We start from the raw sequence: 19,868 nt of genomic DNA, 5'->3' as shown, positions 1-19,868 counted from the left end.
GCTTATTTTCCATTTCCTTTCACGGCCAGATGCACCGGGGCGAGCAGCCGCTCGGTGAGTTCGGCGAAGCCGAGCTTGTCCTGGCGCGCTTCATAGAGTGCGGTGAAGCTGGGCCAGCGGTGGGCGAGGTAGGCGTTGCGGCCCGCTTCGCCGGCGTTGAAGTCGTCGCCGTTGTAGGTGCTGGCGGCGGTGCGCCAGGCATCGCTGTCGCGCTCCGTGTCAGGCGTTCCCAACTTGCTTAGCCACACGAAGGCGGTGTCGCAGGCCAGCGGTAGCGGCAGCTGCATGCCGGCCTGCCAGGTGCGGACGATCTCGCGCAAGTGCCCACGGGCGACTTCCGGGTCGAGGGGCGGAAGGGTGACGTGGCCGGCCTTGGAAAGCAGCAGGGTGGTCATGGGCTTGTCGTTCAGGTGCCCGGCCAGGTGCGCGACCCAGTGGCGCAGGAGGTGCGACCAGCGGTACTTGCCTTTCTTGACCAGGCTGCTGCTGGTGAGCACCAGGCGGCAGCGCTCGCCCGATTCGCTCACGCGCAGTTCGTCGAGCCAATCCTCAATAGGCGGGGCGCCAGGCACGCTGAGCTGTACCGGCTCGGGCTCTTCGACGGCGTGGGGCCACGTTTCCAGGGCTTCCTCGTAGGCTTCGAACAGCGCCTCCATCGGTTCGGTGAGCTGTTCGCGCATGCGTTCGCCGAAGGCGCCCATGGCCAGCACGCCTTGGCCCTGCAGGCGGTCGAGGGCGTCGAGCATGGCGGGCATGCGGTCTTGGCCTTCGTCCATGGCGCGGCGCTGCTCGCGAATCAGCAGGTCTTGCAACTGCCAGTTGCCGAGGCCATCCAGGGCGAAGGGCTCGTGGTCGAGGCTGACGATGTCCTCGCGTTCCAGAAACACTTTGAGGCGGGTGGTGAAGAAGGCGCGGGCCGGGTCTCTTAAAAAATTTCCAAGCTGCGTAATGGTCAGCGGTGTGTCCTGCGCGTATGGCGCCAGGTCGGGGAGCGCAGCTTCCGCCATCGCTTCTCCATGCACCTCGCGCCACTCGTGGGCGTAGGTGAACAGCCGCCGGGCGGCCACGTCTCGCTCGGCCTGCTGCGCCTCGGTAGGGAAGTAAGTGCGGCTGAACGGCTGCAGTGGGTGCTCGGTAGTGAGGGCTTCAAGCAGTGCGCTGTCGTCACTTGTGCGCCAGCCGGCCTGGAGATGATCGCGCAGCTGACCGACCAACACCGAAGGGGGCTTTTCGGTGTTGTCGACGATGCTGCGGCCCACCCAGCTTACATAGAGCTGCTCGCGGGCGGAGAGCAGCGCTTCGAGGAACAGGTAGCGGTCGTCCTCGCGGCGCGAGCGGTCGCCGGGGCGGTAGTCGCCGTTCATCAGGTCGAAATCCATCGGCGGCTGGCTGCGCGGGTAGTCGCCGTCGTTCATGCCCAGCAGGCACACCCGCTTGAAGGGGATGGCACGCATCGGCATCAGCGTGGCGAAGTTCACCGCACCGGCCAGGAAGCGCTGCGACAGGCTCGGTTCGTCGATCTGGGCCAGCCAGTGCTCGCGCACCACGGAAAGCGGAAGCTCGCGGGTCAGCCCGGCCTCCTCGGCGCTCTCCTGCCAGGCCTGCAGCGATTGTTCGAGTTGGGCCAGTAACAGGCTGTCCTCGGGGGCGTCGGCGAGAAAGCTCGCTTCAAGTAAGGTACGCAGGCGCTGCACCCAGCCGCTCACGTCGGTGGGCTCGCGCAGGCTGCGCCACTGCGTTTCCAGGGTTTCCAGCAATGCGGCCAATGGCCCGGCCAGTGCCGCCTCCAGCCCGCCGATGTCGTCGAAGGGCTCGATGCCTTGCCACGGGCCGCTGGCGGCCTCGCCCACGGCGTAGCCCAGCAGCAGCCGGCGCAGGCCGAAGGCCCAGGTGTTCTGCTCCATGCCGACGGGCAGGTCGAGGCTGCCGCGCTGGGTGGCGTCGAGCCCCCAGCGGATGCCGGCGCCTTCGATCCAACGGCGCAGGGTCGGTACATCGCCTTCCTGGATACCGAAGCGTGCGCGCAGGGCGGGTACGTCGAGCAGGTCGAGCAGGTCGCTCACCGAGAGGCGCAGCTCCGGCAGGCGCAGCAGTTTCTCCAGCGCGATCAGCAATGGCAGGCGGTGGCGGCTGCCCTGGTCGGAGAGCGTGAAGGGAATGTAGCGTGGGTCGTCTCGCTCGAGTTGGCCAAAGACGGCCTGGATGTGCGGTGCGTAGCGGTCGATCTCCGGCACCATCACGATCACGTCGCGGGGCCTGAGGTTGGGGTCGGCACTGAAGGCGGCGAGCAACTGGTCATGAAGAATTTCCACTTCGCGCTGGGGGCTATGGGCGGCGTGGAAGACGATGGAGTCGTCGCGGCCCGGGTTCAGTGCCGGCCAGTTCTGGCGGGTCTCGTGCAGCGGGCGCAGCTCGCGGATGTCGTCCTGCAGCTGCTGCAATAGACAGCCATCGCCCTCGCGCACGAAGGGCTCGAACAGATCGATGCGTAGCGAGTCGGCGGCGAACAGACGCTCGTATTGCTGGGCGTCGTCGTGTTCGTCGAGCAGGCGCAGATAGTCGCGGCCCTGCTTGCCCCAGGCGGCCAGCAGCGGCTGTGCGTGCAGGTGAAGGCTCTCCTCGCCCTCGCCGTCACCGAGCACGTCGAGCCGGGTGGGCATGCCTTCCTTGCGCCGCTGGCGGTAGCGCTGGGCGCGGAGCAGGTCCTTGTGCTCGATGATGTCGGCCCAGTAATGCTGGCAGGGATTGTGCACGCACAGCACCACCTGACAGCAGCGGGCGATAGCGGCCAGCGCTTCCAGCGCCTGCTGCGGCAACGACGAGATGCCGAACACCATGACCCGCCGTGGCAGACCGGGGGGGCATTCGCTGCCGTGAAGCTCGCGCGCCGAGGCGAGAAAGCGCCGATGCACCATGGCGCGGCTGGAGGCCACGCCGTCGTCGCCCACATCCTCGATCAGCGCCCGCCACAGGGCGGGCTGCCAGCGCTGGGAGTCATCGATGGGGCGGGCTTCGCCACGGGCGGAGATCTGCACGTCCTCGCCGCGGGCCCAGGCCTCGAGCCAGTCGGCGCGGTAGACCTGGTACTGGTCGAACAGGTCGGCCAAGCGTTCGGCGAGCTGGTGGTGCTTGCGCAGGTCGCTGTCGCCTTCGAGGAAGCGGCGCAGCGGGGCGAATTCGTCGCGCGGCATCAGCTCCGGCAGCAGGCGCAACAGCCGCCACAGCAGGCGCGACTTGTCGAAGGGCGAGGTGGCCGGTACGGCGTTGGGGTCGTTCTCCACGTGGTTGAGCACGGCACGGTAGGCCTGCCACAGGAAGCGCGCCGGCAGGGTCACGTCCAGCGCGGCGGCGATACCGCTGCCGCCGTCGGCCTCGTCGGCGGCCAGCGCCAGCTTCATCCACTGGCCAATGCCGTTGCTCTGCACCAGGATCGTCTCGTTCTCGAGCGGCGCGAGCGGGTGGCGCTTCATCCACTCCACCGCCACGCCGCGCAGGTCCTCCAGGCGGTTGCCGTGAACGACCATGAAGCCGGGGGTGAGGGCATTCTCCTGGGGGGCGGCGAACGGCATGGCGGGTCCTTGCTCGGGATGAGGCAAGCCTCATGGTGCCGTAAATCGGGAAGCGGATAAACGCGTCGACAAGGTGGAGTTCGCATGTGGATATAGGCTGGCCTATAATTCGTATGCGAATACTCATTTTAGGTGCCATGCCATGAACGCCGAACCGCTTCTCGAACGTCCCGATACGGCCAGCCCCGAGGCCGGTCGCGTGGCGCTGAAGTTCTTCTTCAACGTCATGGCGCTGTGGGGCTGCACCCCGGCCCAGCAGCGCGTCCTGCTGGGCGGCATCGGCAACACCACCTACCACAAGTACAAGAAGCTGCCGCCGGTGCGCCTGCCTCACGACACCCTGGAGCGCATCTCCTATCTCATGGGCATCCACAAGGCGCTGCGCATCCTGTTCAGCAGTAGCCCCGACAAGGCCTACGAATGGGTGCACAAGGCGAATGCCGCGCCGCCGTTCAACGGGCAGTCGGCCCTCGACTACATGCTGCATGGGCGCGTCGTGGACCTGGCGGATACCCGGCGCTATTTGGATGGCGTGCGGGGGTGAGCGTGCCGGCGACCTGCCTGCCCGAGTGGCGCAACGCCTTTCGTATCGTCAATAGCGCCTACCCGCCCATCGCCGTGTTCGAGGACACACTGGATGCCGAGGATTTGGAGCTGGCCTTCGCCATCGAGGCGATGACCAACGACAGGTTGCTCGAAGAGGCCGGTCAGTTGAACCGTGTGCCACCGCATGATCGTGTCGCGGGGCCCGGCTCCTCTCCCATCATGGCGGCGTTTACCCATATCGGCCGGTCATCGCGTTTCACCGACGGCAGCTACGGGGTCTACTACTGCGCCAACACGCTGGATGCGGCCATCGCAGAAACCCGCTTTCACATGGCCGGGTTCCTGGCGGCGACCCGCGAGGCCAGCGTCGAAGTCACCATGCGGACCTATATCAACACCATTACCCAGCCGCTGCATGACGTGCGCGTGGGTTACCCCGAGCTGCACGACCCGGACCCGGCCACCTATCCCCGCGGGCAGAAGTTCGCTTCGCGTCTCAGGGCGGAGGGAGCCTGGGGCATTCTCTACCACAGCGTCAGGCAGCTAGGGCATGAATGTGCGGCGGTGCTGCGCCCGCCGGCGCTGAGTATTCCCATTCAGGGCCCGCATCTCCGCTATGTGTGGGATGGCAGAGCGCAGGCTGTGAGCCATGTGCTGGAAGTCACCGAACGCCGGGGTTGAACGTTCAGGCCTAAGGTATCTTTATCACCATTCCATAGCCCGGCCAAGTGCCGGGCAGTGACTTGGGTGTAACGGAGTTGCTGATCGGGCGACCTGGGCAATCGAGGTGTCTTGGTTGAGAATGATTATCGAAATTATTGACATCAGGATTGCATTTGCAGATGATTACTCTTTCTTACGTGTTGCCTATCAGAACAAGCGCCCAAGAGGCGCGGCCCAGGGGATCCCAATGAAACTGTCACTGTGTCATGGCCGGAGCATGATTCTGCCGCGGGAGGCCAGTCATACGACAAAAGCCTGGTACATCAGCCAAATCTCGCTCACCGCGCTCATCCCGGTAACGCTACTCACCTCGAGCGGCGCACTGGCACAGTCTTCCTACGACGCGACATCGCTGGAGACAGTGACCGTCACCGGCGAGAATCTTTACGAGAACGTGGGCTATACCCGCCGCAGTACCAGTGCCGGCACTGGCTTGACGCTTAGCCAGAAAGAACTGCCGCAGGCAATTAGCATTGTCACGGAGCAACGCATACAAGATCAGAACCTGGACTCCATTGAAGCGGTGCTGAGCAATGCCACCGGCATTTCGGCGCGCCATCTGGACAGCGACCGCATTGCCTTCTCATCACGTGGCTTCCGCATCAACAGCTACCAGTACGACGGCATCCCCACGCTCAATACCGATGGCCGCTGGTACTTCGGTGAGGGCCGACTCAATACGGCCATTTACGATCGCGTTGAAGTCATTCGTGGTGCCAATGGGCTGGTAAGCGGCTCGGGAAACCCGGGGGCTTCGGTCAACTTCGTACGCAAACACGCCGACAGCCGCGAATTCACCGGTTCCGTTTCTGGCACCCTAGGCAGTTGGGAAAAGCGCGGCAGCACCGTCGACTTGACCACACCCCTCACGTCCTCGGGCGATGTGCGAGCCCGCTTCATCGGCGGTTACGAGGAGGGCGGCGCCCACCTCGATCGCCAGGACAAGCGCCGCACGTTCGGGTACGGCATCATCGACGCCGACGTGACGGAGTCCACAACACTGTCGATAGGCTTCGACTACCAAGATAGCCACACCTCTTCGCCGACGTGGGGCGGCTTACCGCTGTGGTTCAGCGATGGCACGCCGACGAACTACTCACGCTCCTTTAGCGTGGCGCCAGACTGGTCCTACTACGACTTCGAGTCCGAGAAGGTCTTCGCCAACCTGGAGCATCGCTTCGATAACGATTGGCGACTGCACGTGGCAGCGACCCACGAAGAGACCAATATGGATGGCAAGCTCGCCTACCCCTATGTAGAAGGGGGGCTGCCGGACCCGGTCACAGGAAGCGGCGTCTTCTTCTATACCGGCTGGAACCGCGGCGAGCGCACGGTCGATGCCATCGATGTGCTCGCCTCTGGCCCATACGCGCTGTTCGGGCGCGAGCACGAACTGGTCGTGGGGAGTAGCTACAGCGACCAGGAGAACAACTACGAGAATACTTTCATTAATGGCTTCAGCGTCGATGATTTCAACAACTGGGACGGCTCGGCGCCCAATGAAGGTTGGCTGGAATTTTCCCCATCCGAAGCGTCCAGCACGCGCCAAAAAGCCGTCTATACAGCGTCGCGGTTCTCGCTGGCTGATCCGCTAACGCTGATTGTTGGCGCACGCTACACCGAGTGGGATGGGATGACGCTGTTCCGCAGCCTGGATCGCCAGAGCAAGAGCGAAGTCACGCCTTACGGAGGCCTGGTCTACGACTTCAACGACACTTACTCGGCGTTTGCCAGCTACACCGAAATCTTCGAGCCACAGAACTACCGCGATAGCAGTGGTCGCTACCTGGACCCCGTCGTGGGCAGGAACTACGAGACGGGTATCAAGGCGGCATGGTTCGATGGATTGCTGAATGGCTCCTTCTCCGTGTTCCGGATTGAGCAGGACAACGTCGCTCAGGCGGATCCGCTCATCCCTGGGCAAACCGAGACATTCTACTCTGCCGCCAATGGCGTGGTCAGCGAAGGCTTCGAGATCGAGCTGAGCGGCGCGGTCACCGATGAGCTCAACATGACCGTCGGTTACTCCCACTTCACTGCAAAGGCCAATGAGGGGGCTTTCAATACCGATCAGCCGCGCTCGTTGTTCAACCTCTTCGCCAGCTACAACGTGCCCCAACTGCGCGAGCTGACCGTGGGCGGTGGCGTTAACTGGCAGAGCAGCATCTTGGCCAGCCACCTTACCACCCCGGCCGGAATTCCCACCGAGTTCGAGCAAGGTAGCTACACCCTGGCCAATCTTTTTGGTCGCTATCAGTTCACGCCGGAGCTGTCACTTCAGGTCAACGTCAAGAACCTGTTCGACGAGAAATATTACAGCCACATCAATGGCTACGGCGTTTACGGCGAGCCGGCCAGCGTAACCACGACGCTGACCTACTCCTTCTAACCTGGGTGCATCCCGCGACTATCAAAGCGACGACGGCGCTTATTGAGCAACGACCCCCGTCTGGCTGAATCCGGTGGGGACCGATCACGCAGCAGGAGAGCAAAGCATGAGATGGCGTTGGCTTGATGGCGGCAAGACACTCTGCGTCGCGCTACTGGCGTCGACCAGCGTTGGCCTGGCGAGTGCGCAGCAGTATCCCCTTGAGATCGAGCATGCTCTGGGTACCACCGTCATCCCGGAAGAACCCGAGCGGGTGGCCACCATTGCTTGGGCGAACCACGAGGTGCCGCTTGCGCTCGGCATCGTACCCGTGGGCTTTGCCGCCGCAAATTTCGGTGATGAAGACGGCGATGGCCTGCTCCCTTGGGTCGAGGCGCGACTCGAGGCGCTCGGCGCGGAGTCGCCCATTCTGTTCGACGAAGGGGATGGAATCGACTTCGAGGCAGTGGCGGCCAGCGCGCCGGACGTCATTCTTGCGGCCTATTCCGGACTCAGCCGCTCCGATTACGACACGCTGAGCAAGATCGCCCCCGTCGTCGCCTATCCCGAAGCTCCTTGGGCGACTAGCTGGCGTGAGATGATCCGGCTCGACAGCATGGGCCTGGGAATGGCCGAGGAAGGCGAGGCACTTATCGCTCGGATCGAGGCACAGATAGCCAGCACCGCCGCCAGCCACCCTGAACTAGCGGGCAAAACGGCGATGTTCGTCACCCACCTTGACCCCACGAACCTCAGTCGTATCTCGTTCTATACCGACAATGACGCGAGGGTACGGTTCTTTCACGATCTCGGGCTGGCGTCGCCCCGTTTCGTGAAGGAAATCTCGACCGAAGGCAAATTCGCCGGCGAGATCAGTTCCGAACGCATCGACGAACTGATGGATGTGGACATCCTCGTCATCTATGGCGGGCAGCCCCTGATCGATCGATTGTCCGCCCATCCGCTGACTTCCCGATTGCCCGCGGTTGAGCGGGGTTCGCTTGTCATGCTGGACAATAGCCCGCTCGGCACCGCCGCCAATCCTACGCCAATGTCGATCCCTTGGGTGCTTGATGATTATGCCGATCTGCTCTCGAGCGCGGCGCGCAAGTCGGAGTGAACGCGACCGGGCCCATAGCCCCGCTCTTTCCGTCTCACATCCGGGGGCGTGCAAGCGGTTCGGCTGGGGGGTGGCGATGGTGCTTCTGCTCGTCGTGGCCATGGGACTCTCCATGACCTTTGGCGCGCGCGATGTCGGATGGTCGGAGATCGTGGCGGCGTTATACGGTCAGGTCGAGACTATCGGGGAGGCCGCCGTGGCGAGCCGGCTCCCACGCACCTTGCTGGCCATTCTCGCGGGCGCGGCTCTCGGCCTGTCGGGCGGCGTCATGCAGGGTCTCACGCGCAATCCACTCGCCGATCCCGGGCTGCTGGGAGTGAACGCCGGGGCGGCACTTGCCGTTGTCATTGGGCTGGCGTGGTTCGGGATCGAAGACGCCACTCTCTATATCTGGGCCGCGATCCTGGGTGCCGGACTGACGGCTGTCGCGGTCTATGCCATCGCCAGCCTTGGCCGAGGCGGAGCAACACCGCTCAGACTCGCGCTTGCGGGCGCGGTGACGACCGCGGCGCTGAGCTCTTTGACCACGGCGGTCGTATTGCCGCGCGGCGATATCGCTGGACTCGTGCAATCCTGGACGGTCGGCGGGGTCGGAGGTGCTACCAGGGACCAGATCGTACCGGTCCTGCCATTTCTGTTCTTGGGGCTTGTCATTGCGCTGCTCTCGGCCCGCAAGCTCAACCTGCTTGCGCTTGGGGACGATACGGCAACCGGGCTCGGCGAGAAAGTGGCATTGGCGCGAGCCATGGCAGCGGTCGCGGCGGTATTGCTGTGCGGCGCGACGACCGCCGTGTGTGGTCCCATCGGGTTCGTTGGGCTTGTCGTACCGCATGCCTGCCGCCTGCTGGCAGGGAGCGATTACCGCTGGCTCCTGCCGTTTTCCGCGCTTGGGGGAGCGGTGCTGCTGACGTTCGCGGATGTGTTCGGACGGCTAGTAGCGCGACCGGCAGAGCTGGATGTCGGCATCGTCACCGCCTTTATTGGCGCTCCCGTCTTCATCTGGATTGTGCGCCGACGGAAGGTGGGGGCGTTATGAGCGAGCCGTTACGGAGCGATCAGCGATGCCTCGCTGCTGCCGGAATCGCCCGGATTCGCCGGAAACGCGCCAGACGGCGCTGGTGTGTTTGGGCGGTTCTCCTGGCCTGTTTGCTGGCGGGGGTGGCACTGACATTGATGCGGGGGCAGTCGTTCACGCCGCCGATGACGGTGCTCCGCGCGCTCGGCGGCGCGGATGTGCCGGGAGTGGGATTCACCGTACGTGAATTGCGCTTGCCGCGGGCAGTGGTCTCGATCCTCGCGGGAATCTGCTTCGGCCTCGGGGGCGTCGCTTTTCAGACAATGCTGCGCAATCCGCTCGCCAGCCCCGACATCATCGGCATCAGTACGGGAGCAAGCGCTGCTGCGGTTTTCGCTATCGTGGTGTTGTCGATGAGCGGTCCGGCAGTTTCCATCGTCGCGGTCGTCGCGGGGCTAGGCGTCGCGCTTCTGATCTATGCCCTCTCCTGGCGGAGAGGCGTAACCGGCGCGCGGCTCATTCTTGTCGGGATCGGTCTTGCTGCGATGTTGCAGAGCTTTACCGCCTATTTGCTCATGCGTGCGCCGAGTTGGAGCCTTCAGGAGGCGCTACGCTGGATGGCCGGTAGTGTGAACGGTGTCCAACTGAATCAGGCGCTACCGTTATTCATTGCCCTTCTGTTTTTCGGTGGACTGATCTTAAGCTGCAACCGCGATCTCGAAGCCCTGCGCATGGGCGATGACATAGCCGAGGGGCTTGGGGTCCGGCTGACGGCGACGCGTGTAAGCGTCATCGTCGCTGCGGTCGGGCTTGTCGCTTTCGCCACGGCGGTTTCGGGGCCGGTCGCTTTTGTGGCCTTTCTTTCCGGTCCGATTGCGGCACGCCTGACAAGCCGGAACGGATCGCTTCTCATCCCTTCGGCTCTCGTGGGAGCTTTGCTTGTTCTTCTGGGCGATTACGCGGGCCAATTTCTTTTACCCGCGCGCTACCCGGTGGGGATCGTCACCGGCGTGCTCGGTGCGCCCTATCTCGTTTATCTCATCATTCGTGACAATAAGAGCGGAGGCGCCCTGTGAGCAGTCCCTCACTCCTCGTACACGACCTCATGGCGGGCTACGGTGAACGTGCCGTGCTGGACGACATCAACCTGACGATCCCGTCGGGTAGGAATACCGCTATCGTGGGCGCGAACGCCTGCGGGAAATCGACCCTTCTGCGTACGCTCTCGCGGCTTCTCGTACCTGAACGCGGCAAGGTTTTGCTCGATGGCCACTCCATCCACCGGCTTCCCGCACGCCGTCTTGCGCAACAATTGGGCCTTCTGCCGCAATCGCCCATCGCGCCCGAAGGAATCACCGTGCTCGATCTCGTCAGCCGAGGCCGCCATCCTCATCAAGGCCTGTTCGCGCGCTGGAGTAGCGCCGACGAGGCCGCTGTAGCCGAGGCGCTGGAGGCCACACGCACGACGGAACTGGCCGAGCGTGCCGTGGAAGAACTATCAGGCGGGCAGCGTCAGCGGGTCTGGATCGCCATGGCGCTTGCACAGCAGACGGGGGTTCTGCTCCTTGATGAGCCTACGACGTTTCTCGATATCCATCACCAGATTGAGGTGCTCGATCTTCTGGTTGACCTCAATCGGATGCGTGGCACGACCATTGTGATGGTCCTGCACGAGCTCAACCTTGCGGCGCGTTATGCCGATATTCTCGTCGCCATGGCGAAGGGGAGGATCTACGCAATAGGGCCCCCGGAAAAGGTACTGACCGAACAGATGGTGCGGGAAGTCTTCGGCCTCGCGAGTCGAATCATAGAGGATCCGATCACAGGCAAGCCGATGATGATTCCGCTCGGGCGGCACGTAGCGTGCGAGCCAAGTCGCGATAGGGTCGAAGAGCCGACCAAGAATACTCCAGGCGCTGAACTGCGTACCTGGTCTGATCGTCATCCCGCTCGGTGAGCGTCTGGATGAGCGGGAGCGTGTCCGCGGTGCTCTAGCGGACCCGTCAGTCGCGAGAAGACAGCATCCTCTCGCCAGAGGCGATGGGCTAGCGCCAGCAGAACATGGCCGACGATCAGTATCAGCAGCAGCCAGGCCAGCGTCACGGCGAACAGCAGTGTCACCTGACCTGCCGTGAGCCAGTGCAGGATACGGCTGACGCGTCCGTGGCGATCTGGCGTATCCCGCCAAGGGGATGGATGGGGACTGCGCCGATTCATCGTGTTCCGATCCTCGTGGAGGCGTTCAGCGACTGACCTTGCCCTGACGCCAGTAGCCCATGCTGGTGACGTAGCGCTTGGGCAGGCCACACTCGTTGACCAAGTAGCGACGGATGGCCATCGCCACTTTGGATTCCGCGGCGATCCAGGCATAGAAGGGTGCGGTGTCATCGAGTGTCGCCGCCTCCCAGAAGGGGCGCTCGTCGTCGAATTCGTCGGGGGCGTCTGCGGTTTCGGAGGTGCCGCCCAGGGTGCGGATCTCGTCGCTTAGATCGATATCCTGCATGGCCCGTAACAAGCGTTCGCCGTGGCGGCATTCCGGCGCCGCCTCGCGCGGCAACCAGTGCAGCTTGGCAGCGTGCTCCAGCGACTGGATATCGGCATTCAGCGGGACCTCGATTAACGCCTCGACCTTGGGGCGTAGCGGGCTCGAGGCGAGGCCTTCCAGAATGCCGGCTGCGGCCGGGAGAGCCGTCTCGTCGGCGACGATGAGCACCCGCCGTACGTCGCGTGGTGGCTTCCATTCGTAGCCCTGCGCCGGACCTTCGGCATCGGCGGCAGGTGCGGTCATGGCCAGGCGGTCGCCCGGGCGGGCGCGTAGCGCCCAACGCGAGGCAGGGCCGTTGTCACCATGCAGTACGAACTCCACCTCGACCTCGCCCCGCATCGGGCGCAAGGCACGGATGGTGTAGGTGCGCATCGGCGGCCGCTGCTCCTCGGGCAGGGCGCGATAGGCGCCGTACCAGTCGTGCTCTTCCCGCTTGGCGATTTCGAATAACGTTTCGAGGCTGCCGCCGGCGGGAGGAAAAAAGAGCTTTATGCGTTGATCGGGGGCGTAAGTGGCCATCCGGCTCACTTCCGGCCCGGTGAAGGTGAGCCTGACCAATGACGTGCTGACCTGGGTACGCCGTGCCAGGGCGATATCAAATAAGCGATAGCTGCTGCGTCCCGCCATGACGGATGACTCCTATGAGAATCTCTGAATACTATCAATAGTGATAATTGTTCTCAACGTCATGGCGGTTTGAGGAATCGCCCCGCTGAGACGTTATCTGAGGGGCATGGGAAAATCGAATGGGAAAGGGCGATGAGGATGGCGCGTAGCTGCTGGGCGGCATTTGCCGCATTGAGTTTTGCGGTGGGGTTTTGGGGCCTGTTTCTGCCCCTGCTGCCTACCACGGAGTTCATGCTGGCAGCAGTCTACTGTGCGTCGCGAGGTTCGCCACGTTTCGAGGCCTGGATCCGCTCGCGGCGTTATGTGGGACCGCTGCTCGAGAGCTGGGAAGCGGAGCGGGCCATCCCCCGGCGTGCCAAGTTCGTCGCTGTGGGGATGATCGTCGCGCTGAGGGGGCATCAAGCCCCCTCCTAGGTTCAGTACGTTATTTCCGTACGAGTTCTGTGCAGAGTTGCGCCTCATAGCGGAAGCTATCACCGCGGACGGTAATGGAACTCCTGGCGGGAAATCGCTCCGTCATGGTTACGATCCATGAACAGGAAGATTTCCGGAAGCGTACCCGCTTGGGCCTCCTCTCGTGAAATCGAGCCATCGCCATCCAGATCCAGCCGATCGAAGCGATTCTGGTCGGCTGTGTTAGAGGAGGCGAGGTGCGGCAGAACCAGGGGGCCTTCGCCCTGTTCGGCCAGGGCGGCACTTGAGGTCAGCGCGAGTGCAATAACCAGTGCATGTTTCGAGATTTTCATTGCTTGGTTTCCCTTCGATAAACAGGTGGATGATGTCTAGAAGTGGATGACTCGACGCGGCCGGGCTCATGCCGGGCTTGCGGTGGGGCGCACCACGATCTCGCTGGTGTCCACGTCGTCGGGCTGGGCGATGACGTGGGCGATGGCCGCGGCAATGGCGTCGGGCTTGAGCGCGATCTGGCGAAAGCTCGCCATCGCTTCCGCGGCACTGGCATCGGTGATGGTGTCGGCCAGCTCCGATTCCACCACGCCGGGATAGACGCAGGTGACGCGAAGCTTGTCGTTCTCCTGGCGCAGCCCGTCGGAAATGGCCCGCACGGCGTACTTGGTCGCGCAGTAGACCGCGCCGGTCGGCACCACGTAGAGACCGCCGATGGAGGAGATGTTGATGACTTGCCCGCTGCCCTGGGCCTGCATGGTGGGCAGCACGGCGGCGATGCCGTGCAGGACGCCGCGGATGTTGACGTCGATCATACGATCCCACTCGTCGACCTTGAGCGAGGCCAGCGGAGAGAGCGGCATGACGCCGGCGTTGTTGATGATCACGTCGATGCGGTTGTGGAGCTTCAGCGCGGCATCGGCGAAGGCCTGCACGTCTTCCCGCTGGGTGACGTCCAGCGCGCGGTAGTCCACGCTGCCGCCCTCGCTGCGAATGGCTCGTGCCAGCGCTTCCAGCCTGTCGGTGCGGCGTGCGCCGATGACCAGCCGGTGCCCGTGGCTTGCCAGCAGGCGGGTGGTAGCCTCGCCAATGCCGCTGCTGGCGCCGGTGAGAAGAATGACTTTACTCATCAGGGTGACCTCCGTGTGGGGGGCTTGTGACGACCCTCTCGCCGGGCTCGGATTGCACCGTGCGCGAGCTCAGAGCCAGAGCGTCGTTGAGACAAGCCTACGGAGGCGCCGCAAAGGCTGACAGAGCCAATCCTATCGAAGTCTTGCCTAATCCTATTTTCAGAATTGTATATAGATGTAAATTTGCCGTGAGCCTTGCATAAAAGTAAAGTGATGAGGAAACGAGGAATTTCCGTGTGGCGACCCTGTCTTCCCCTTTCCCTCAACAGCGAATGATCGAGTTGCTGTATCGGCTAGCGCCGCATGAGGGCTATACCGAGTCATTGCTGGATGGGGTGCGTTTCCTGCGCTCCAATCGCCCGCTGAAGCTCACCCCGGTGCTGTACGAGCCGAGCATCGTGATCGTGTGCCAGGGGCGCAAGCGAGGCTATCTGGGCGACGAGGTGTATCTCTACGATGCCCTGCACTACCTTGTGCTATCGGTACCGCTGCCTTTCGTATCGGAAACCGAGGCCAGCCCCGAGGAGCCGATGCTGGCCATATCCATTCGCCTGGACATGGCCGTGGTAGCGGAGCTGGTCCTGCAACTGGACAAGGCGACTACGCACTCGGCGCCGCCGCGGGGCATGCTCTCCACTCCACTTGGTAAACCCATGGCGGATGCCACGCTCCGATTGCTCGAGACGCTGGGCTCACCCATGGAGGCACAAGTGCTGGCGCCGGGAATCGTGCGGGAGATCTATTACCGCGCGTTGATGAGTGAGCAGGGCGGAAGCGTGCGTGCAGCGCTGGCGCAGCAGGGCCAGTTCGGCAGGGTCGCCAAGGCGTTGCATCGCATCCACGCCGATTATGCCGAGCCCCTGGAGGTGAGGCGGCTGGCCAGCGAAGTCGGCATGAGCCTTGCGGTCTTCCATGTTCACTTCAAGGCGGTGACGCGGACCTCACCGCTGCAGTACATCAAGTCGACGCGGCTGCATCAGGCACGAATGTTGATGATTCGGGAAGGCCTGACCGCCGCGGCCGCCGCGGCCAGGGTGGGTTACGAGAGCCCTTCGCAGTTCAGTCGCGAATTCAAGCGCTTCTTCGGTCGGCCACCCGGCGAGGAGGTGCGTGCAATGAGGGCTTCGCTGGCGTTGCTGCCCCCGACTCAGGCAGCGGGCTTGGCGCTGCCGCATTGAGCGGTTCAACGACGGGTGTAGGATGGAAAGTCATCGACAACGGCAAGAAGGACTGGCCATGAGCGACTATCTGCTGGAGGAGGCGCCGCTGAGCAGCGGGGCCATCTACCGTCTTTTCTGCGGGACGATATGCCCGCGCCCCATTGCCTGGGTGTCGACCCGGGATAGAAACGGCCACACCAACCTGGCGCCGTTCTCCTTCTTCAATGTGGTCAGCGTGGCGCCGCCAGTGCTGGGCTTCTCGCCGCTGCTCAACGGCGAAGCCCAACCCAAGGACACCATTCGCAACCTGGAGCAGGTGCCGGAGTGCGTGGTGCACATCAGCGGCGAGGCATTGGTGGACGCCATGAACGCCACCAGCGCCAGCCTGCCGGCGGGAGAGGATGAGTTCGCCCTGGCGGGGCTGGAGAAGAGGGCCATGCCCGGGGTGTCTGTGCCGCGGGTGGCGGCGGCCCCGGTGGCCTTTGGTTGCCGGCTGCGCGAGATCGTACGCTTCGGCGATCAGCCCATGTCAGGCTGCCTGGTGCTGGCTGAGGTCGTGTCGATTCATATCGACGACGCGATATGGAATGGCCGTCATGTCTCGGTAGATGCACTCAAGCCCATCGGGCGCATGGCAGGCAGCGATTATGCCCGCACCAGCGATCTGTTCGGCCTGGAGCGTCCGGCCTGAACGGTACCTAGTCCGCCTTGCCGCCGAGCGTCTCCCGGTCGAAGGCGGCGGCTTCGGCCAGCAGCCAGTCGATGAAGCGACCGACTGCGGTCGGCGCGCCACCAGTGGCGGGCACTAGCAGGTCGTAGGCCATGGGCGAGGCGAGAACGTAGCGTTCGCCGAAGGGGCGTACGAGGATGCCGCTCTTCAAGCGATCCATCGCGATGGGGTGGTTGGCGAGCATGACCCCGCGCCCGGCAATGGCCTGATCCAGGGCCAGGCCGAACAGCGAATAGCGGTGCTGTGGCGGGGCGACTTTGTCGTCGACGCCGGCGGCCTCGAGCCATTCGCTCCAGCCGGGAAAGTCGATCCCTTGTCGCGATTCCCAGCCGACGTCCAGCAGGGTGTGGTCGGCCAGATCGGCGGGTTCCCGCAAAGGCTGGCCCCGTTGCAGCAACGATGGGGCACAGACGGGAAACAGTTCATCGGCAAACAGGCGATGACTCGTCACGCCCGGCCAGGGGCCACGGCCATAGCGAATCGCCAGGCGTGCGCCGTCGCCGTGCCAGGCGGGCACGGTAAGCGATTGGTTGGCGTCGAGGGAGATGCTGAGCCCCCGCACCGAGGCTTCGAAGCCCGCCAGACGCGGTAGCAGCCACAATTGCAGGAAGGAAGGCGGGGCGCTCAGCGACAGGGTGGCGGCGCTGCGTGCCCGTTCCCTGGCGGCCGTGACCCCCGCCGCAATGCGCTCCAGGCCACTGTCGATGTCGGCGGCCAGGCGGCGCCCGGCCTCATTCAGACCCACACCGTTGGCGTGCCGGTCGAAAAGAGCCATCCCCAGTCGATCCTCGAGCTGCTTGACCTGTCGGCTGACCGCACCGGGGGTAACGCCCAGGCGGCCGGCGGCAGTCTTGAAGCTTCCTTCTCGTGCCGCTTCGGCAAAAGCCCGAAGCGCATTCAAGGGCAGGCGCTCGATGTTCATAGAGTGAGTTTTCCTGAGCCTAGGGCGGCAGAGTAATCGTTTGGAGCCAGCGCTGACAACTGCTTGACTGGCGGTATTCACGGTCAAGGAGGCGATATGGAGCGCGTCAGGCGATTGATTCGAACTGAGGCTGTAGCGAGCACGGCCTCGCGCCGCCACATCGATTTGCAGGCGAGCGGCCTGATGGTGCTGTTCTGCCTGGCGCTCGGGCTTCAGCAGGTCGCGATCAAGGCGGTTGCTGCCGATATCCCGCCGTTGGCGCAGATCGCCCTGCGTTCCGCCATCGCGGCCCTGCTGGTGGCGGCCTTGGCTTACCGGCATGGCTTGCGGCTGACTGACTTTCGCGCTCGCCTCGGGCCGGGACTACTGGTGGGGTTGGGGTTCACCGCGGAATTCGTGTTCGTGGCGTGGGGGCTGAATCATACGCTGGCATCGCACATGTCGTTGTTTCTCTACACCGCGCCGGTGTTCGCCGCGCTGGGATTGCACCTGTGGGTGCCAGGCGAGCAGTTGACGCGGCGGCAGTGGGCGGGTGTCGGGCTGGCCTTCGCCGGCATGGCCATGGCAATGGCGCCGACCACCGCTGTCGAGAACGCTGGAGCCATTCTGCTGGGCGATGCCCTGGGACTGCTGGCGGGTCTCTCCTGGGCCGCGACCACGCTGGTGATACGGCGCTCGTCGCTTTCCGAAGCGCCGCCGGTCCAGACCTTGTGCTTTCAGCTCGTCATCGCCGGCCTGCTGCTCTTGCCCGTCGCCACGCTGCTGGGGAATCTCGGCCGCATCCATGCGACCGGTGGCGTCATCGCCAGCCTCGCCTTCCAGACACTGGTGATCTCCTTTGCCGCGTTGTTGCTCTGGTTCTCGCTGTTGCGGCGCTATTTCGCCTCGCAGTTGGGCATCTTCTCGTTTCTCTCGCCGGTATTCGGCGTACTGTTCGGCGCCGCTCTGCTCGGCGAACCGCTGACGACCCACTTCATCGTCGGTGGCGTTGCGCTGCTGGCTGGCCTGTTGACGGTGACGCGTTAGGGCTCGCCGCTCGGCTCACAGTTCGCCGGCCAGTGTTTTTTCCACCAGATCGAGCCGGTCCTGGCCCCAGAACGGTTCCCCTTCGACGTCGTACCAGGGAACGCCGAAGCAGCCGGCGGCAATGGCCTGCTCGCAGGCTTCGTCGAGGCGTTGATGGCCCGGTTCTGCTTCCGACTCCTCCAGCAACGCTTGGCCATCCAGGCCGCAGGCGTCGGCGATCTCGCCCAGCGTGGCGAGGTCGGCAATGTTGCGCTCCTCGGCCCAGCACGCCCGCAGTAGGGCCAGCGTCAGCTCGGCGATGTCATGGCCCCGGGCCTTGGCGGTGAGCGCCAGGCGTGCCGCCGGGCGATCGTCGGCGGGGAAATACTTCGGTTCCACGTTGAGCGGTACGTCGAGCAGGCGCGGCCAGCGTCGCAGCTCCGCCAAACGGTAAGCCTGGCGTTCGGGCGCGCGCTTGACCAACGGCAGCCCACCCGTCCTGGGGAAGACCGCGCTGATCGTGACCGGCACGTAGTCGATCGTCGCGTCGTGGCGGGCGGCGATCTCGCCGAGCCGGGCGTGGCCCAGGTAGGTCCAGGGCGATACCGGGCTGAAGTAGTAGGTGATGCGCTTGGGCATGGAGGGCTCCTCTCATCCGCGTCGTACGGTGTTCAGAGGCTAACTCGCCCGGGGCAAGGTGTCCCGTTTTTTGCGTCCACGTCCGCCTGAGACTGTCGATCGTGGCGCGAATATCAAACGCGCGGTCGGTTTGGCTATCCCGCTTCGCTGCATGAAAGCACTAAGGTCAGCCCTTGGTTCATCCCCGGGCTGCTGGATGCCTATATCGGCTGGGAGCCAGACGCTTTCGGTGCCGATGTCCGCTATGCCGGCCGCGGGACTGGCTTCACAGACGATAGTGGGCACTTCCGGCCCTGGTGGGTGCGTGAGGCCGATGGCAGCATGCGCCTGGGGGCCTGATCGATGCTTCGGAAACGAAGGTACACAGCGGCTCCGACCTGGTCAGTCAGGCCGGCGCGACCATGAACGCGATCGTCTCCGGCGTTTCCCGGGGGAGCGACGTGCTCCAGCAGATCACGGCAGCCACCGGCGAGCAGAGCGACGGCATCGGCCAAGTCAATGTGGCGGTCGCCGAGCTGGACCGTATGACCCAGGAGAATGCCGCCCTGGTCGAAGAGTCGAGCGCCGCTGCCGAGCGGCTCGAGGAGCAGTCGCAGCGCCTGGCCGAGGTGGTGGGCGCCTTCTCCCTGGCCGACTCGACCTCCCGGGCTCCGTGATGGACGCCTGCTGCCTTACCGACAGCGACAGCCCCACGAAGCGAAGAGAGCGCCTTCTGACCGGCGCGATGCCGATCATGCGGTGAGCTTGGCGCAGCGGCTCAGTCGTCGGTCTGCTGCTCCTCGCGGTAGGTGGCGATCGCTTCGCGGGCGACCCGCATGCCGTCCATGGCCGCCGGGAAACCGCAGTAGGCCACGCACTGCAGCAGTACCTCGCGGATCTCCTCCTCGCTACAGCCGTTGTTGAGCGCGCCGCGCAGGTGCACCTTGAGCTCGTGGGGGCGGTTGAGCGCGACCAGTATGCCGACGTTGACCAGGCTGCGGGTCGGGCGTGCCAGCCCCGGCCGGTTCCAGATGTCGTTCCAGCAGTTGCGCGTCACCAGCTCCTGAAGGGGCCAGCCGAACTCGTCGGCCTGGGCCAGGGCATTGTCGACGTAGGCGTCGCCGAGCACCTGGCGGCGCGTGGCAAGTCCATCCGGATCGAGACGGTCATGGGGCGAAGTCATGGCACACTCCTCTTATTGGGCCATCCAATGTGCGGCGAACCGGGACGTTTGCCAAGTCCGCTGCGCGTACCTTCATCCGAATGTGCCATCGATACTACAATCGCGGATAGACCAAAGTTTGCCAGCTTATGCAGGAAACGGTATCTGGTATACCTGTCTGCCTTGGCTTCTCGTACTGAGCAGGCAACGCCATTTTTCCTAC

20 protein-coding genes are annotated in these 19,868 nt (G+C 64.1%); 12 read left to right on the top strand and 8 right to left on the bottom strand.

Annotation, left to right across the window (positions count from 1 at the left end; genetic code table 11):
* Positions 1-2 precede the first annotated feature (2 nt).
* Complete coding sequence (gene recC, locus F0A17_RS08525; protein ID WP_149327914.1) at positions 3-3,569, bottom strand: exodeoxyribonuclease V subunit gamma; 3,567 nt, start codon at positions 3,567-3,569, stop codon at positions 3-5.
* A 142-nt stretch (positions 3,570-3,711) separates the two neighbouring features.
* On the opposite strand from recC, the gene F0A17_RS08520 reads away from it, so the two are divergent.
* From F0A17_RS08520 to F0A17_RS08490, 7 genes are all read left to right on the top strand, one after another.
* Positions 3,712-4,113: an MbcA/ParS/Xre antitoxin family protein gene (locus tag F0A17_RS08520; protein ID WP_149327913.1), complete on the top strand. Its 402-nt coding sequence runs from the start codon at positions 3,712-3,714 to the stop codon at positions 4,111-4,113.
* A 2-nt stretch (positions 4,114-4,115) separates the two neighbouring features.
* On the top strand, positions 4,116-4,796 hold the full coding sequence (locus tag F0A17_RS08515) for an RES family NAD+ phosphorylase (RefSeq protein WP_187774678.1): 681 nt from the start codon (positions 4,116-4,118) through the stop codon (positions 4,794-4,796).
* Between the two features lie 121 nt (positions 4,797-4,917).
* Positions 4,918-7,227 carry a ferric-rhodotorulic acid/ferric-coprogen receptor FhuE gene (gene fhuE / locus F0A17_RS08510; RefSeq protein WP_228716848.1) on the top strand — a complete coding sequence of 770 codons (2,310 nt, stop codon included), beginning with the start codon at positions 4,918-4,920 and terminating at the stop codon, positions 7,225-7,227.
* 106 nt (positions 7,228-7,333) lie between these two features.
* Positions 7,334-8,326, top strand: coding sequence for an iron-siderophore ABC transporter substrate-binding protein (locus F0A17_RS08505; protein WP_149327911.1), 993 nt, complete (start codon positions 7,334-7,336; stop codon positions 8,324-8,326).
* Positions 8,327-8,402: 76 nt separating this feature from the next.
* Positions 8,403-9,362, top strand: a complete 960-nt coding sequence (locus tag F0A17_RS08500) for a FecCD family ABC transporter permease (protein WP_228716847.1) — start codon at positions 8,403-8,405, stop codon at positions 9,360-9,362.
* Positions 9,359-10,417 carry a FecCD family ABC transporter permease gene (locus F0A17_RS08495; RefSeq protein ID WP_149327910.1) on the top strand — a complete coding sequence of 353 codons (1,059 nt, stop codon included), beginning with the start codon at positions 9,359-9,361 and terminating at the stop codon, positions 10,415-10,417. Before F0A17_RS08500 ends, F0A17_RS08495 begins: the two co-directional genes overlap by 4 nt.
* Positions 10,414-11,298 (top strand): ABC transporter ATP-binding protein, encoded by an 885-nt coding sequence (locus F0A17_RS08490; RefSeq protein ID WP_422670587.1) that lies wholly within the window; start codon positions 10,414-10,416, stop codon positions 11,296-11,298. Before F0A17_RS08495 ends, F0A17_RS08490 begins: the two co-directional genes overlap by 4 nt.
* Here the strand turns inward: F0A17_RS08490 and F0A17_RS08485 are convergent.
* Positions 11,283-11,558, bottom strand: a complete 276-nt coding sequence (locus F0A17_RS08485) for a hypothetical protein (protein WP_149327909.1) — start codon at positions 11,556-11,558, stop codon at positions 11,283-11,285. The genes F0A17_RS08490 and F0A17_RS08485 overlap by 16 nt on opposite strands.
* A 25-nt stretch (positions 11,559-11,583) precedes the next feature.
* Positions 11,584-12,513 (bottom strand): siderophore-interacting protein, encoded by a 930-nt coding sequence (locus tag F0A17_RS08480; protein ID WP_149327908.1) that lies wholly within the window; start codon positions 12,511-12,513, stop codon positions 11,584-11,586.
* 132 nt (positions 12,514-12,645) lie between these two features.
* On the opposite strand from F0A17_RS08480, the gene F0A17_RS08475 reads away from it, so the two are divergent.
* Entirely contained in the window at positions 12,646-12,927 is a 282-nt protein-coding gene (locus tag F0A17_RS08475) for a YbaN family protein (RefSeq protein WP_228716846.1), read from the top strand.
* A gap of 59 nt (positions 12,928-12,986) precedes the next feature.
* Here the strand turns inward: F0A17_RS08475 and F0A17_RS08470 are convergent, their stop codons facing one another.
* A complete protein-coding gene (locus tag F0A17_RS08470; RefSeq protein ID WP_149327907.1) occupies positions 12,987-13,259 on the bottom strand; it encodes an EF-hand domain-containing protein in 273 nt (90 codons plus the stop codon).
* A 66-nt stretch (positions 13,260-13,325) separates the two neighbouring features.
* Entirely contained in the window at positions 13,326-14,048 is a 723-nt protein-coding gene (locus tag F0A17_RS08465; RefSeq protein ID WP_149327906.1) for an SDR family oxidoreductase, read from the bottom strand.
* Between the two features lie 236 nt (positions 14,049-14,284).
* On the opposite strand from F0A17_RS08465, the gene F0A17_RS08460 reads away from it, so the two are divergent.
* Both F0A17_RS08460 and F0A17_RS08455 read left to right on the top strand, forming a co-directional pair.
* Positions 14,285-15,226: an AraC family transcriptional regulator gene (locus F0A17_RS08460; protein WP_228716845.1), complete on the top strand. Its 942-nt coding sequence runs from the start codon at positions 14,285-14,287 to the stop codon at positions 15,224-15,226.
* Positions 15,227-15,284: 58 nt separating this feature from the next.
* A complete protein-coding gene (locus F0A17_RS08455) occupies positions 15,285-15,899 on the top strand; it encodes a flavin reductase family protein (protein WP_149327905.1) in 615 nt (204 codons plus the stop codon).
* A 7-nt stretch (positions 15,900-15,906) separates the two neighbouring features.
* On the opposite strand, the gene F0A17_RS08450 is transcribed toward F0A17_RS08455, so the two are convergent.
* Entirely contained in the window at positions 15,907-16,860 is a 954-nt protein-coding gene (locus tag F0A17_RS08450) for a LysR substrate-binding domain-containing protein (protein WP_149327904.1), read from the bottom strand.
* A 96-nt stretch (positions 16,861-16,956) separates the two neighbouring features.
* On the opposite strand from F0A17_RS08450, the gene F0A17_RS08445 reads away from it, so the two are divergent.
* Positions 16,957-17,886: a DMT family transporter gene (locus F0A17_RS08445; RefSeq protein WP_149327903.1), complete on the top strand. Its 930-nt coding sequence runs from the start codon at positions 16,957-16,959 to the stop codon at positions 17,884-17,886.
* 15 nt (positions 17,887-17,901) lie between these two features.
* Here F0A17_RS08445 and F0A17_RS08440 read toward each other — a convergent pair whose 3' ends face one another.
* A complete protein-coding gene (locus tag F0A17_RS08440; RefSeq protein ID WP_149327902.1) occupies positions 17,902-18,504 on the bottom strand; it encodes a 2-hydroxychromene-2-carboxylate isomerase in 603 nt (200 codons plus the stop codon).
* Positions 18,505-18,839: 335 nt separating this feature from the next.
* Here F0A17_RS08440 and F0A17_RS08435 point away from each other — a divergent pair, with 335 nt between their 5' ends.
* On the top strand, positions 18,840-19,160 hold the full coding sequence (locus F0A17_RS08435) for a methyl-accepting chemotaxis protein (protein ID WP_149327901.1): 321 nt from the start codon (positions 18,840-18,842) through the stop codon (positions 19,158-19,160).
* Positions 19,161-19,261: 101 nt separating this feature from the next.
* On the opposite strand, the gene F0A17_RS08430 is transcribed toward F0A17_RS08435, so the two are convergent.
* The gene (locus tag F0A17_RS08430; protein ID WP_149327900.1) at positions 19,262-19,666 is read right to left on the bottom strand and encodes a carboxymuconolactone decarboxylase family protein; all 405 of its coding nucleotides are present in this window, start codon (positions 19,664-19,666) and stop codon (positions 19,262-19,264) included.
* Between the last annotated feature and the right edge of the window lie 202 nt (positions 19,667-19,868).

It is taken from the genome of Billgrantia pellis (assembly GCF_008297955.1).
Taxonomy (GTDB): Bacteria; Pseudomonadota; Gammaproteobacteria; order Pseudomonadales; family Halomonadaceae; genus Halomonas; species Halomonas pellis.
This window is presented reverse-complemented; position numbering and strand designations above follow the sequence as displayed.